The sequence below is a fragment of the Stenomitos rutilans genome (genome assembly GCF_059505485.1).
Genome location: NZ_JCACKR010000035.1, coordinates 1 through 13651, shown reverse-complemented (window position 1 = coordinate 13651; position 13651 = coordinate 1). Strand labels below are relative to the sequence as shown.

General features: G+C 50.3%; 14 protein-coding genes. 4 read left to right on the top strand and 10 right to left on the bottom strand.

Translation table 11 applies throughout. The annotated features are described in order from the left end of the window. Positions 1 to 2: 2 nt before the first annotated feature. The gene (locus tag AC5JLP_RS05670; protein ID WP_496066944.1) at positions 3 to 1835 is read right to left on the bottom strand and encodes a proline--tRNA ligase; all 1833 of its coding nucleotides are present in this window, start codon (positions 1833 to 1835) and stop codon (positions 3 to 5) included. A gap of 388 nt (positions 1836 to 2223) precedes the next feature. On the opposite strand from AC5JLP_RS05670, the gene AC5JLP_RS05665 reads away from it, so the two are divergent. After that, a complete protein-coding gene (locus tag AC5JLP_RS05665) occupies positions 2224 to 3972 on the top strand; it encodes a hypothetical protein (RefSeq protein WP_496066943.1) in 1749 nt (582 codons plus the stop codon). Here AC5JLP_RS05665 and AC5JLP_RS05660 read toward each other — a convergent pair. The 5 genes from AC5JLP_RS05660 to AC5JLP_RS05640 all read right to left on the bottom strand — a co-directional run bounded on the left by AC5JLP_RS05660 (position 3965) and on the right by AC5JLP_RS05640 (position 7181). Then, entirely contained in the window at positions 3965 to 4492 is a 528-nt protein-coding gene (locus tag AC5JLP_RS05660; RefSeq protein ID WP_496066942.1) for a tetratricopeptide repeat protein, read from the bottom strand. The two genes, AC5JLP_RS05665 and AC5JLP_RS05660, sit on opposite strands and share 8 nt — an antisense overlap. 135 nt (positions 4493 to 4627) lie before the next feature. After that, positions 4628 to 5416 carry a transporter substrate-binding domain-containing protein gene (locus AC5JLP_RS05655; RefSeq protein ID WP_496066941.1) on the bottom strand — a complete coding sequence of 263 codons (789 nt, stop codon included), beginning with the start codon at positions 5414 to 5416 and terminating at the stop codon, positions 4628 to 4630. A gap of 21 nt (positions 5417 to 5437) precedes the next feature. Further along, positions 5438 to 5803, bottom strand: a complete 366-nt coding sequence (gene rplT / locus AC5JLP_RS05650; RefSeq protein WP_496066940.1) for a 50S ribosomal protein L20 — start codon at positions 5801 to 5803, stop codon at positions 5438 to 5440. A gap of 105 nt (positions 5804 to 5908) precedes the next feature. Continuing rightward, the gene (rpmI, locus tag AC5JLP_RS05645) at positions 5909 to 6106 is read right to left on the bottom strand and encodes a 50S ribosomal protein L35 (protein ID WP_496066939.1); all 198 of its coding nucleotides are present in this window, start codon (positions 6104 to 6106) and stop codon (positions 5909 to 5911) included. 160 nt (positions 6107 to 6266) lie between these two features. Then, positions 6267 to 7181, bottom strand: coding sequence for a ChaN family lipoprotein (locus AC5JLP_RS05640; protein ID WP_496066938.1), 915 nt, complete (start codon positions 7179 to 7181; stop codon positions 6267 to 6269). A 693-nt stretch (positions 7182 to 7874) separates the two neighbouring features. Between AC5JLP_RS05640 and AC5JLP_RS05635 the strand changes: the two genes are divergently transcribed. Further along, complete coding sequence (locus AC5JLP_RS05635) at positions 7875 to 8936, top strand: hypothetical protein (RefSeq protein ID WP_496066937.1); 1062 nt, start codon at positions 7875 to 7877, stop codon at positions 8934 to 8936. A 256-nt stretch (positions 8937 to 9192) separates the two neighbouring features. On the opposite strand, the gene AC5JLP_RS05630 is transcribed toward AC5JLP_RS05635, so the two are convergent. Together AC5JLP_RS05630 and rsmI are read right to left on the bottom strand one after the other, a co-directional pair. Next, positions 9193 to 9525, bottom strand: coding sequence for a hypothetical protein (locus tag AC5JLP_RS05630; RefSeq protein ID WP_496066936.1), 333 nt, complete (start codon positions 9523 to 9525; stop codon positions 9193 to 9195). A gap of 86 nt (positions 9526 to 9611) precedes the next feature. Then, positions 9612 to 10448 carry a 16S rRNA (cytidine(1402)-2'-O)-methyltransferase gene (rsmI, locus tag AC5JLP_RS05625; RefSeq protein WP_496066935.1) on the bottom strand — a complete coding sequence of 279 codons (837 nt, stop codon included), beginning with the start codon at positions 10446 to 10448 and terminating at the stop codon, positions 9612 to 9614. A 90-nt stretch (positions 10449 to 10538) separates the two neighbouring features. On the opposite strand from rsmI, the gene AC5JLP_RS05620 reads away from it, so the two are divergent. Beyond that, positions 10539 to 11408 carry a PfkB family carbohydrate kinase gene (locus AC5JLP_RS05620; protein ID WP_496066934.1) on the top strand — a complete coding sequence of 290 codons (870 nt, stop codon included), beginning with the start codon at positions 10539 to 10541 and terminating at the stop codon, positions 11406 to 11408. Positions 11409 to 11561: 153 nt separating this feature from the next. Then, entirely contained in the window at positions 11562 to 12425 is an 864-nt protein-coding gene (locus tag AC5JLP_RS05615) for a 3'(2'),5'-bisphosphate nucleotidase CysQ family protein (RefSeq protein WP_496066933.1), read from the top strand. Between the two features lie 82 nt (positions 12426 to 12507). Here AC5JLP_RS05615 and AC5JLP_RS05610 read toward each other — a convergent pair whose 3' ends face one another. Then, positions 12508 to 13155, bottom strand: a complete 648-nt coding sequence (locus AC5JLP_RS05610; RefSeq protein WP_496066932.1) for a class I SAM-dependent methyltransferase — start codon at positions 13153 to 13155, stop codon at positions 12508 to 12510. A gap of 161 nt (positions 13156 to 13316) precedes the next feature. Continuing rightward, complete coding sequence (locus tag AC5JLP_RS05605) at positions 13317 to 13544, bottom strand: hypothetical protein (RefSeq protein ID WP_496066931.1); 228 nt, start codon at positions 13542 to 13544, stop codon at positions 13317 to 13319. Positions 13545 to 13651 lie beyond the last annotated feature (107 nt).

Here is a 13651-nt window from a genome sequence, read left to right as displayed (position 1 = left end):
GGTTAGTCCTTCTCTGTAAGCCACTGCTTTAAAGTTGCGACAACCTCTGCCATCGGGATCTCCTGAGAGTCTTTGGTCGCTCGTTTCACCACTTCGACCTTGCCCTGTTGCAGTGATCGCCCCGTCACAATGCGATAGGGAATGCCAATTAACTCAGCGTCTTTGAACTTCACGCCAGCCCGTTCGTTGCGATCGTCCAGTAAGGTTTCAACCCCGGCAGCGTTCAGTGCCGCATAAAGCGTCTCGGCAGCGCCCACTTGCTCAGCTTTGGCAATATCGGGGATGACCACGATCGCGTGATAGGGCGCGATCGCCGTTGTCCATACAATGCCGTTTTTGTCGTAGGATTGCTCGACAGCTGCTTGCGCCAGACGCGATACTCCAACGCCATAACAACCCATGACCAGAGGCTTTTCTTCGCCCTGTTCGTTGGTGTAGGTGGCTCCCAGCGCTTGAGAATACTTTGTGCCCAGTTGGAAAATGTGCCCAATTTCAATACCTCTGGCGGTTTTGAGGGTTTGGGTGGGGTCGTGGAAGGCACGATCGCCCGCGATCGCCTTTCGCACATCCACCGCGAGTTTGGGCAACTCAAATTCTTTGCCCCAATTAGCACCAACGACGTGATAACCCAATTCGTTAGAGCCTGTCACAAAGTGCATCAGGTCAACGGCTGTTTTGTCCACCAAACGTAAGAATTTGGGTGCAACAGGATTCACGGCGATCGCGCCTGCTGGCATAGGTTTTGGCGGTTTGATGTAGCTGTCTTCCAAATTGGGGGCAATGTAACCCAGAGGAAGCGGTTTGGCGGCCCATTTTTCTTGAGCCTCGGCATCCGGCACGGTTAAAGAAAGAACCGTCTTACCACCATACTGGTCTGCCAGTTTCGTCAATTCGTTTTGCAGCTTCACCTCATTAACATCCTGATCGCCGCGAATGCTCACCAGCACAAGAGCAACTCTGCCGCTGTCAAAAACGGCTTGATAAAGGACATTTTTGACGATCGCGGTAGGCGAACATTTCAGTAACTGCGCAATTTTGGTGATCGTCTCCGTACCAGGAGTTTCGACCTTCTCGTAAGCTTTGAAGGGAGAAGCTTCTGCGTCAGGGGGAGAAGAAACAGCTTTCTCTACGTTTGCAGAATACTTACCGTCTTCGGTGTAAAGCACCTCATCTTCTCCGGCCTCTGCCAGCACCATGAATTCTTGCGAACCAGAGCCTCCGATCGCGCCTGAATCGGCATCTACCGCTCGAAACGCTAAGCCACAGCGCCGCAAGATATTGCAGTAGGCGGTGTGCATCTTGTCGTATTGCTGCTTCAGCCCTGTTTCATCGGCATCAAAGGAATAGGCATCCTTCATGATAAATTCGCGTCCGCGCATGAGGCCAAAGCGGGGGCGAATTTCATCCCGAAACTTGGTTTGAATCTGGTACAAATTGAGCGGCAGTTGGCGGTAGGAGCGGATCATGTCACGGGCGATCGTGGTAACCACTTCTTCATGGGTTGGCCCCAAACCCATCTCGCGCTGCTGGCGATCAACCAGCGAAAACATAATGCCTTCCGCCTTTGTATAAGTGTCCCACCGTCCCGATTCGCGCCATAGTTCGGCAGGCTGAAGCTGTGGCAACAGGCATTCTTGTGCACCCGCTGCATTCATCTCTTCGCGGACAATTTGCGATACCTTTTGTAAGACCCGCCACATCAACGGCAAATAGGCATACACACCACCTGCAATGCGCCGAATATAACCCGCTCGCAGCAGTAACTTATGGCTGGGAATCTCCGCCTCTGCTGGATCTTCTCGAAGCGTGACAAACAGCATTTGAGACAGTCGCATTGCCCAGTTCCTTTTCAGACTCAATCATCCTCTCAGTCTAAAACATCCCTGTACGCGCCAAAGACAAAATTCGGGTACAACCTGCTTGCCAGCAAAACCGAAACCAATTTTCGTATGAGCCAACCAGAGCCATATAACGCTGAGGGTTTCTAGTTCTTTTCATTTTTATATCGAAAATACCGAAATTGGGTGATCTCAGAATGTATTGCTACTTAAGCAAATCTGGGTCTTTGACACGCTTTTCTAGCCGCAACGACACCGTTGCATTCGGTTGTAACCCAACCCATGCGCAAGACGATCGCGCATTCATCAAGTTTCTAGATTCCTATTCCTAAAAGCACTGTTTTCAGGGTCTCTACCACCTTTGCTGTGATTTTGGATGAGGTAAATGAATCTATTTAATCCGCTCGCGGAGCAGACCATGCACCGTGTCCGATTGCTGTTGGCAATTTGCTGGCTGCTGCTCATTGCATCTCTCTTTTACGACCCGCTTTCGCCGTGGTTGACCGACTCAAAGAATACGCCGAGTCCCTTTCACATTGATGCAAGTCTCTGCGTGATGTTGCAAGGGCATTGTGTAGCTGCTGAACCTTATGCACTCGGTGCACCCATCTTTTGGGGACTCGTGATACCAGCGTCGATCGTGATCCTGCTGGTAGGTGGGCACGAAGCTTGGCGGCGCGTTTGTCCGCTTTCCTTTTTGTCTCAGCTACCGCGCGCGTTGGGGTGGCAACGTCAGGTCAAGCGGGTCGATCCAAAAACTAACAAGACTCGTCTAGAGGTTGCCAAAATCAAGCCCGATTCCTGGTTGGGGCGCAATCACTCCTATTTACAGTTTGGCTTGTTCTACCTGGGGCTGTGCAGTCGGTTACTTTTTATGGATGCCAATCGAGTGGCGCTGGGGCTTTGGCTCCTTGGCACGATCGCCGCTGCAATGACAGTGGGCTACCTGTATGGCGGCAAAACCTGGTGCCACTATTTCTGCCCGATGGCTCCGGTGCAGCAGATTTATGCAGAGCCAGGAGGGTTGTTGACGAGTAAAGCGCATACGAGCGATCGCAAAATCACTCAATCCATGTGTCGCACCACAGAAGCAGGCAAAGAAAAAACCGCATGTGTGGCGTGCAAAAGTAGCTGCATGGATATTGATGCTGAACGAGGCTATTGGGAACGGATCACGCAACCAGAGCAAAAATTTCTTTACTACAGCTATGCCGGACTTGTAGTGGGCTTTTTTCTAGACTATGAACTGTTTGCAGGCAACTGGGACTTTTACTTCTCTGGTGCCTGGGCACGTCGCAGCAATGAGCAACTGAGCGATTTACTGCACTCTGGCTTTTACCTCTTTGACCAGGCCATCCCCATCCCAAAGCTCATTGCTGTACCTGTCGTCCTGGCGCTGTTCAGCATCGGTGGTTATGTGATGGGACGCTGCTTAGAAAAAGCATACAAGACCTATCTCAAGCAAAAGCACGCCGCACTTAGCCCTGAAGTCGTACAGCATCGCTTGTTCACTGTTTGCACCGTGAGCATTTTCAACTACTTCTTTGTGTTTGCGGGTCGTCCGTTGCTTAATCACTTGCCGCTTTGGGTTCAATGGTTGTGGAATGCTGCCATTCTTTTGGTCAGCGCACTATGGTTTTATCACACCTGGCAACGTAGCCCCGAAGTGTATGCCAGGGAGAAATTAGCCATGCAGTTCCATCGACAGCTACTCAAGCGCAATCTCAATATCTCTGAACTGTTGCGGGGGCGTGAGGTCAAGCATTTGAAAACGGATGAAATTTACACTCTGGCAGAAGCACTGCCTGGGTTTAAGCAAGATAAGGGACTGCAAGCCTACCGCGCTTTGCTTCAGGAATTACTCGAAGAAACCAATGTCACGTCTAGCAGTCAGTTGAAGTTGGTACAACTGGCACTCTATCGCAAGATGTTGGAAACGCTGGTATGGACTCAAGTCGATACTTCGGATGAATCCGTTGAGAAGGCATTGCTGGTCGTCGAAACGATGATCCAGGAGCAAAAATTGGAGCTAACCATGCCTGCAAAGCCCAGTCTCAAACGCATCAGATTGATGCCAATGCCACCAGAATCATTGCCACCCGCCTGGTCATCTTCTCGGTCAATGGTCAGGTAGAGGGAACAAAGCGCTTACGCAATGATTCAGCACGACGGCTAGCTGTGGCATTTTTGGGCTCAATAGCTAGCACTTGCTCGTATACTTCCAACGCTTGGGCTGTTAGCTGTTTACGTTCGTAGGCGTGCCCAATATTGTTTAAGGCCGTAACGTATCCTGGTTCGACTTTAAGAGCCTCTTTGTACTGCCGAATCGCCAAATCATACTGCTCTTGAGAGAAGTAGGCAAAGCCGAGCGCATTGTAGACTGCTGCGCTTTCGGCTTCTTGAAGGTCTTCTGCCTTCAGCGCTTTCTGAAACAGCGTGACCGCTTGGGCATAAATTTTCTTATCTAGATAGATGCTGCCAAGCTCGTAGTATTCTTGAGCCGTTCCCGCTTCCTTAGACAATTTTGATTGAAGCTTATCAAGCACAACTTCAACCTTACGCGTTTTCCAAATTTGCCTGACGACTGCCCATCCCGCGATCGACAGCAGCACCAGCAACAAAGAAACATAAACGATCGGAAATGATGTGTTCATATCGAATGTCAGTTCGCCCGCGTAACTGTCAAAATCGGCTCTACGTCAACTTTACCGCAAAATGGCAGGAGGTATGAACGGTTGCTGCATCCAGAATCTTCTGGTCACGTCCAGCAAGGGCGCAATCAATTTCTGCTAAGGCAATCCCCAATAAGTCGCGCGTTCTTGCAGCCAGCCTTCGGCAATCCAACGGGCAATAATTTGATTAATGCGAGTGTGAAGGTCGGTGTACTGCAAGCCCTTTGGCATCACAATGCATAAAGGCTCTGCTGAAAGGGTTGGAGTCAGCAAGCGGTAGGAGGGAAACTCGTGCACCCAGCCTGCTAGTACGGTGGCATCCCCAGCAAAGGCGATCGCATCTCCCTTCTCAAGTAAGGCATGTGCCGCTTCATAGGAAGCCACGCTGATCAAATTAGCGTCCGGCAACCGATAGCGAAGGGTCGCGATCGCGCTAGACCCATCTAGCACTGCAATAGAGCCTTTGCCGATATCGGCTAACCGCTGCACCGACGTATCGCGTGTAATCAAAGCAGTTCCGTCTAAATAGTAAGGCACACTTAAGCTGACAAGTCGCGCACGCAAAGGGGTTCCAGTGACGTGGGCGATCGCAATGTCTGCTTTGCCGTCAATCACAGCCGTGAGACGATCCTGATTGACGACCGATTGCCATTCAACCGCATCTTTGCGTCCCAACAGTTCCTGCGCTAACCGTTGAGCAATCTCAATCTCTAACCCCTGAAGCTGACCGTCTGCACCACGAAAACCCAACGGACGCACGTCATTTTTCACTGCCACAATTAAACGTCCGCGCTGCTGGATCGTTTGTAAATCTGCCGCTGCAAGAGATGGGAGCACCGAAACCAGTGCCCCCATGAAACTAAACCCCAAAACAGTGCTAAGCAACGTCGCGGCTTTAACTACCATGCCAAGCGGCAAAACTCACGGTTAAGCTGACTTTTTAACAGCTGTGCTGACCACTTCCATCACCTTGCTGAAGCCAGCCGGATCCAGAATTGCCATTTGTGACAGCATTTTGCGGTTAATTTGAACGTTGGCCTTTTTCAAGCTACCCATAAACTGGCTGTAGCTCAACCCGTGCTGACGGGCAGCTGCATTAATGCGTGTAATCCAAAGGCGACGAAAGTCACGCTTCCGCTTGCGACGATCGCGATAGGCATTCCGCAATGCCTTCATTACCTGCTGGTTTGCTGTGCGAAAAAGGCTAGAGTGAGACCCCCGAAACCCTTTTGCCAGCTTCAGAATTTTTTTGCGGCGCTTACGAGCGACATTACCGCGCTTTACCCGTGTCATCGTTACAAGTTCCTTGAGGTTCTAAACACACTGTCTGGTTAGTTTTGAGTTTTGAGTTTTGAGTGATGCATCCAACTCAACACTTAAAACTTAGAACTCCTAACTCTATAGATATGGGAGCATCAAATGGACGTTTGCTTCATCCCGTTCATTCACCACTGCCATACCGGCAAGCCGTCGCTTACGTGAAGCGCTCTTATGCTCAAGTAGGTGGCTCCTAAACGCTTTGCGGCGCAAAATTTTTCCACTTCCACTCGCTCTTAGGCGTTTTGCAGCAGCTTTGCGAGTCTTTAGCTTTGGCATAGGTCGCTTTTATTAACACAGTCTCCCATCATACTACTGAGAGGCTAAAACCCGCAAGGTATTGTCGCTTCCTGCGCTCTATGTTACGAGCACTGGAGATGACGCAACATAGGGGAAAGGCGTGCTTACAATGTCGAGCATTCATTCTCAGGTTTCTCAGTCAGTCTGTGTACCAGACATAGTCAGCGACGGGACGATCGCCCAGACTATCTGGCTCCTTAACGTTGAGCAAAAGGGAGGTTTGGGTAAACGATCGGCGCAATCGTGCCCCTTGCACGCGTCGGGCAACCCGTGCTGGAATACCGTCTCCATACAAAATATGTCCTTGCCCGACCAGAACGACAACCAGCATTTTGGGCCGTTGCTGTAGCGTTTGAGCGATACGTTCAGCCATCGTTTCATCCCATAAGACCTGGGCTTGAAAGAACCGCTCAACGTTGATACTGGTACCTTGCCCGTGATGGCTTTCAGCGTAGGTTTTTTGGAGACGATCGCGGTATGCATCTGGCCCAAGGACGATCGCAGATAGCGGCGGAATAAAGCGTCGATCTGCCAGCGTCAGGCTTTCCAATCCAGTGCGAGCGGTTTTTCGGGTGACTTCAGTTGGCGTGTTAAGGGCAATGACAGGCAGTTTATTTGCTTTAGCAAACTGGAGGATTGGCGCGTAGAATTCCCAGTTATACCCCCAGCGTTTGGCGTACTGAGTCTGGTCTTGTAGCTCAGCTTCGGTCAACACACCCGCTAAATAGCGATCGAGCACCGACTGATAGGGACGTTGAAACATTTCCATGCCGATCGTTAGCGTTGGACGCAAGCGATGCAATGCCTGAATCATTTCAAGCTGTGCCTGATGGTCGTCAGGGCGATCGTGGGTTTCGCCTAAATAGATGACATCCGCTTGTGCCAATTTGGGTAGCACTGATGTCAAGGGTTCGTGCTGTCGGCGTTGAAGATTAAAGACTGATGTCTTTAGCTTCCCTCCAGAATCAGGCGAAGCCGCACTGGTTGACACAGCGCAAAGTAAAAAGAGGCCCAGCACCCAGGTACACAATCGAGTCATTTGGCTAGCTGTCATAGAGCATGATGGCAACACGGCTACAGAGGTTTATCCGAAAATTCGCAGCTAGTTCTCAGTGCTTAGACACTTCTTGTCGGTCAAGGTGCTCAACACCTCAATCGGAACGAGACCTTTTAAGACACCACAGAGGCGACAGGCAACCAGTGATTGAAGTCATTTTCTAAGCAAAAATACTGGCTGATGGCAGATGGAACCGCTCAGTATAAGTCGTTTGCCCCCCTTACCTCGACCTCAAGTCACAATTAGCGACAAAAAGCAACCGGGTAATGTATCAAGAAACTTGAATTAAAAGTTAATTCTTGTAAAGAAGCCGTTGTTTTTTGATGTGTTAGTACAGCATACTTAACCTCAAGTCGGAGTAAGACTTAGCCATGCCCCTGAAAGAGTCAACTCCTTCCTGGAAGGGTCACACAACGCTACGTTGGCTATCCTCATCCTAAGAGGAGACTCAAGCCTAAAAGCTGTGCAAGCAAAAGTAGTCTGAGCAAAGAGTGAACAGGTGACGTTCAGAGCTTTTTCTTAGGGAAGAACCTCTAACATGTCGGTGAATGGCTCGCGCGCAGTAAGTTGTTCGCTTTCGCAGGTAATGTCTGCTTAAAAGAAGACTTAACCACGCCCCTGGAGAGAGTCTTTTGCTAATGTGCCTTTTTCGCCATTAGCTGGTTTCATTTGACACATTTGGATAACAAAATGGCTTTCTCAGTTGAACCGACTGCGACTAGTTTTCAGCGTCCTAGCACAGCAATTTCTTTGGCATCAAGGATGGCAAAAGTTCCTCCAGCAAAAGTGTCCTCTCTGGCAGCCTTGTGGGCAAAGAACTACATCATCTCAGTGACAACACGGGATGAAGCAGAACGGTTACGTAAAAGCGCTGATTTAGCAGAGATTGCATCGCAGGAAGGCCGTGTCCGCACGGCAAAACATCTGAAACAAACGTTGAAATTAGCTAGCGCTCAGGCGTGGTCGTCAACTGAAACTCTTTTATCAGAAGAAGTCCGTCGGCACGGTATCGACCTCAACATCATTAATCCCTGGCAAATTGCGGCTGATTCTCATGCGCTCTTTGAGAAAGCACTCGATGCCTATGGCGATCGCGTGACGCCTCGGCGACTCTCAGTGCTAGTGGGTGGAGAATTTGGGCGTGTGCGGCAGAAATATACGGCTGATGATCCACGCGCGATCGGTTTTGTGAGTATGCAGTTTCACTACACGGGGCAAGCGCTGCTTGAAAGCCTTTCTTCCGCAGAACGACTCCTGCTTGAACCGTATTTCAAGGTCATGGATGACCATCTTTACATGCCCCTCCGAGCGGCTTATGAAGCGGCTGCCAACCATCCACCGCACTCCCTAGCCCTCCGAGCCGTACAGAATTTATTGCCTATTAGCACTCGCATCGCCCAAGAGGTTTGTAAGCAGATCTGTCGGCAGCACCCCAGCTACGAAACTTACAGTGGGTCACTCAGCACATCCCAGGTGAGAACGTCAAGCATCCGCGATGTGGAAATGTTTCAGGTTTATCTATGTCTGTGCATTCTAGAAGACAGCATTCAGTCTGTACAGCGAGAACTGTTTCCCCTATGTGCCATGCTGTATCCTCGCTTAAACGTAAGCTGGCGCTTGGTACAGGAGATGCTACAAGCGATCGGCTGGGAAATGCACGATCGGCTCTCACCCAATGACGTAGCTGTTTTTCTACCTTACCTGGGCGCATTGAATGAAATGTTCTCAAATGAGGTGTTTCAGAGCGCTTAGGAACCATTTTTAGTTTTTAGTTGCTAGTGATGTTACCGGGTGTATTAGGTACAACCGTAAAGCACCCTACTTTGTTGAATATACGAGTGTTGGTGTATGAGTCGCTTCAGCGTTTTTGGATAACTTGGAAGATTTCTAGAAAACAAAACACCATAAGAGCGAGTTTGGGCATCACGTGCACGGCTGTAGCTCAAGCTTTTGGTTAAAACCTGCCCCTACCTATTGGTATGTTCTTTCTTGGCAAGCTCCTTGGATGCTAAAAACGCAGTCTGCCTTCGGTGAGTAGCTTGAAACCAGAAACCAAAGCCGCAAAGGCAATCATAAAGTTCCAAAGGCTTGTGGGTCTTAGCATCACGCCGCCGCTGAGAAAAACGAGGACAATCCCCAAGATGAGCAAAATCCAGCCAAAGCTGCCTGTTTGACGGCGGAAAAACAGGAGCAAGGTTACGCCGCCCATAATGGCTAGAATGGAACCGAATGCTGGCAGGTTGCGCCAAAAGTAGGGAGAATAGGCCGTCGAAAAGATAATATTTTGACCAAGGAAATACATACCTGCCACCAGCAGCAGAATGCCAAACAGTTGACTCATGGGTTTTAGCGTTGTCCTACGTGTGTTCAATTATTCCCTACATAAGTTAAAGATCATCGTAGAACGGCTCCATTCCGGATGTTCCTTCAGTCTTCTTCAGGAAGCGACAGGGCAAGTTGGTAGATTTGGCGGCGGGGCAGGGCAGTCTGTTGTGCGAGTTGACGGCTGGCCTCTGAGCGCGAAAGCCCCTGCTTCAATAGGGATTGCAGCTCTGTTTTCAGTGCGGCTTCCGATAAAACAGGCGGCGTGCCTTCAGCCCCAGCAACGACGATCGTAAATTCCCCCTGAGGTTCGTGGGTGCTGTAGTAGTTGATCGCGGCTGTAACCGTGCCTCGCCAGATCTCCTCATACCGTTTGGTTAACTCGCGCGCCAGTGCAATTTGACGGTCTGCACCCAGAATTAGGAAGTCTTGTAGCGTTTGCCTCAAGCGATGAGGTGCTTCATAAAAAACTAGTGTACGTGACTCTGTTTGCAAAACTTCTAAAGAAGCACGACGCGCGGAAGCTTTGGCAGGCAAAAACCCCTCAAACAGAAAGCGATCGCAGGGTAAACCGGAAGACACAAGAGCGGCGATCGCAGCACTGGCACCCGGAATCGGCACCACAAGAATGTTTGCTTCAGCGCATGCTTTCACCAGTTCATACCCTGGATCAGAAATACCCGGCATGCCAGCATCCGTGACGAGGGCGATACTTTTTCCCTGCTGCAACCGTTCTAAAAGTTCTGGTGTACGAATGTGACGATTGTGATCGTGATAGCTAATTTGCGGTGTAACAATCTGAAAATGGTGGAGGAGCTTACCTGTATGACGCGTATCTTCTGCCGCAATTAAATCCACCGTCTGCAATGTTCGCACAGCCCGGAAGGTCATGTCTTCGAGATTGCCGATCGGGGTGCCGACGAGATAGAGCGTTCCTGGCATGAGAAGAGAGGAGTGAGGAGAGTCTTGCGTTCTGAGTTTTGAGGTCAGCTTTTAGCCTTACTAACAACCAACAACTAACAACTGCCCCCAATGCCTCATCGTGGACTTTTTGTCGGGTTAGTGACGCTGGATCTGGTTTACCGGGTCGATCGTCCGCCTACTGATAACCAAAAGATTGTTGCTTCTGACTACACCGTAGCAGCCGGTGGGCCAGCAACGAATGCCGCCGTTGCGTTTAGCTATCTGGGCAATGAGGCGATCGTGGTTGGAGTCGTTGGTGCCCACCCCATGACGCAGTTAATTTTGACCGATCTGCAACAGTGCAGGGTGGCACTGGCAGATCTCGCTCCGACTCGCTCCGATTCACCACCCGTTTCTTCCATTATGGTGACGGAGAAGACGGGAGAGCGAGCCGTTGTCTCTATCAACGCTGTGAAAACGCAAGCGATCGCCAACAGCATTCCTACTGATAGCCTACAGAATATCGCAGTCGTTCTAATTGATGGGCATCAGATGGAGATTGGGCAGGCGATCGCAGCGCAGGCACAAGCACAAGCCATTCCCGTTGTGGTTGACGGTGGCAGTTGGAAACCCGGCTTTGAAACAGTGCTACCGCTTGCCGATTACGTTATCTGCTCTGCTAATTTTTACCCGCCCAACTGCCAAACGGCTGGAGATGTCATAGCGTATCTATTAGCATTAGATGTGCCCCATATCGCCATTACGCGGGGACAACGACCAATTTTGTACTGGACAGCAACGCAGTCAGAACAGCTTGATGTACCCGTTGTGCAGGCGATCGATACCTTAGGGGCAGGTGATTTTTTTCACGGTGCATTCTGTCACGCCATTTTGCAGGAAGATTTTAAAGACGCTTTAGCGATCGCGGCCCGCGTCGCGGCCCAATCGTGCCAATACTTCGGCACACGTCGCTGGATGGAAGAAAGTTTTGAGTTTTGAGCGATTAGCGCTCAGCCATTAGCTTTCAACGCTCAACTGTCCCGCTTGCTTCTCACAACTAACAACCCTAGCGAAGCCATGTCGAAGGCTTTACAACTTCTTTTCCCTTCTGCCCTTTGCCTTCTGCCTTTTACCCTCTTAGAGAATTCAAATTTGAACCACCTACACGCTACAGAGTTACAAGAACTGCTGACGATCGCACGCAGCATTGGGTGGGGTGCTGCGGACATCCTGCTCAACGTCCAACTGGCAGATTTAGCAATTCAAGATGCGACGGGTGAACCGATTACGGCTGCGGATACGGCTGTTGATGACTATATTCTCAATAATCTGCATGCCAGCTTGGGGCGCAACGAGTTTGCCTATCTGACCGAAGAAACCTACAAAGCTCAGCCCAGCCACGAACGCTTAGGAAAGCCGTTGGTTTGGGTAATTGACCCACTTGACGGCACAAAAGATTTTATCCAGGGCACCGGAGAATATGCGGTGCATATCGCACTGCTGGAAAACGATCGCCCCGTTTTAGCCGTTGTTGTTTGTCCGGCAACCTCAACGCTTTACTTTGCCACTTTGGGCAATGGTACCTTTGTCGAGCGATGGCATGAAACACCCGTTCCCATTCGTGTTTCCCAACGAAGCCATGTGGAAGAATTGACGATCGTCGCCAGCCGCAGTCATCGCAATCAGCGGCTTAACCAACTCATGCAGCAATTTCCTGTGCAGAAGCAGCGATCAGTCGGTAGCGTTGGTGGCAAGATCGCTACGATTCTGCAACAACAGGCGGATGTCTATGTCTCGCTTTCCGGCAGTTCTGCACCCAAAGATTGGGATTTGGCGGCACCAGAGTTGGTGCTAACGGAAGCTGGTGGCCGTTTGACCCACTTTGACGGTACACCCTTGCGTTACAACCAGGAAGACGTGAGCCAATGGGGCGGTTTACTTGCCAGCAATGGGCAGTGCCATAATTTCTTATGTGCTGAAGCAACCAAACTTTTGGCAGAGATCGACGCATCATAATCCATTCAACCGTCCCCGTCGATTAGCAGCACATTCAGTTCTTCTACTGACCGCTGACCGCTAACCGCCAGTCCCACTGGTTCTATGCTTCCCGATAAGCAATCACCGCATAAAACGGATCGCCCCCACCCATCCCTAGAAGCTGCATGAAGCCAAGGACTTGTGACTGCCGCGCAATCACTTCTGGTGGAGTAAAGCCTGGAACTGAAGCAAAATACCCTTCTACCAGCTCAACCCGATCGCCCTCAGAGCCATCTCGCCATGCCTGAATCGCTTTCTGATAGAACATCCGGTTTGAGAAACTGATAATGGTTACACCACCAGGCTTCAGTACGCGATGAATTTCGCTGAAAATTGCTTCGGGGTACTGAATATACTGCACAGAAACCGTATTCAGCACCGCGTCGAACGACTGATCTTCCAACGGCAGCTTTGGTTCCTGGTTCAAATTCTGCACAAAGTAGTGGTCTAACCGTGGGTTACGCGCCAACTCCTCGCCATTCAAGCCATGCCCTTCAACGTGAGCAAACGCGATCGCCTCTGGCAGGTGTGACACCCAACTGCTCATCAGATCCAGAATGCGCGTGTTTGGCTGTAACCGTTCCTGGTAAAGATCCGTAAGCTGCTGAATGAAGCCTTCATCGACATGGGTGACGAAGCGCGGTTGATCATAAAAGGAGCTATCATTCGTTTCATCAAGTTTGGTGCGCTGGTCGGGGCGTAACAGCATAGCGTTTTATAGCCTTCAGAAGCTTCGGTTGACACATGAAGGTATGTTAACAAAGCCCAGTCCCCAATCTTCTCTCAAGGAAGTTGGAGATGCTAAAGACCGTACTTCTGGCTCAAGCCAGGTTCACTCAGACCAGCGCATCATTAGCGCGCTGTGCCGTTTTACTCGATCGGCGTTTGTGCAGTGGTTTGATGCTGCTTACGCATGGTTTCTAGCTGCTGCTGCTGCTTAGCCGTTAGCGTCGCTTTGATCTGCTGATTTGACTTTTGTACGATCGCCGCGATTTTTTGCTTTTGATCAGCACTCAAATTCAACGTTTGCAGGGCCGCGCCCAACTTTGTGCCAGATTTTAGCGCCTGTACCAGCTTCTTGCGTTGAGTTTCGGTCAAGACTTTAGCAATGTCCTGGTTTCTGGTTTTGCGGAGTGTTCGGATTTTCTGCCTGGCTCAATAGGTGTTGCGGGGAGGTAAAACGAGGAAGCATAGACTAAGATGCT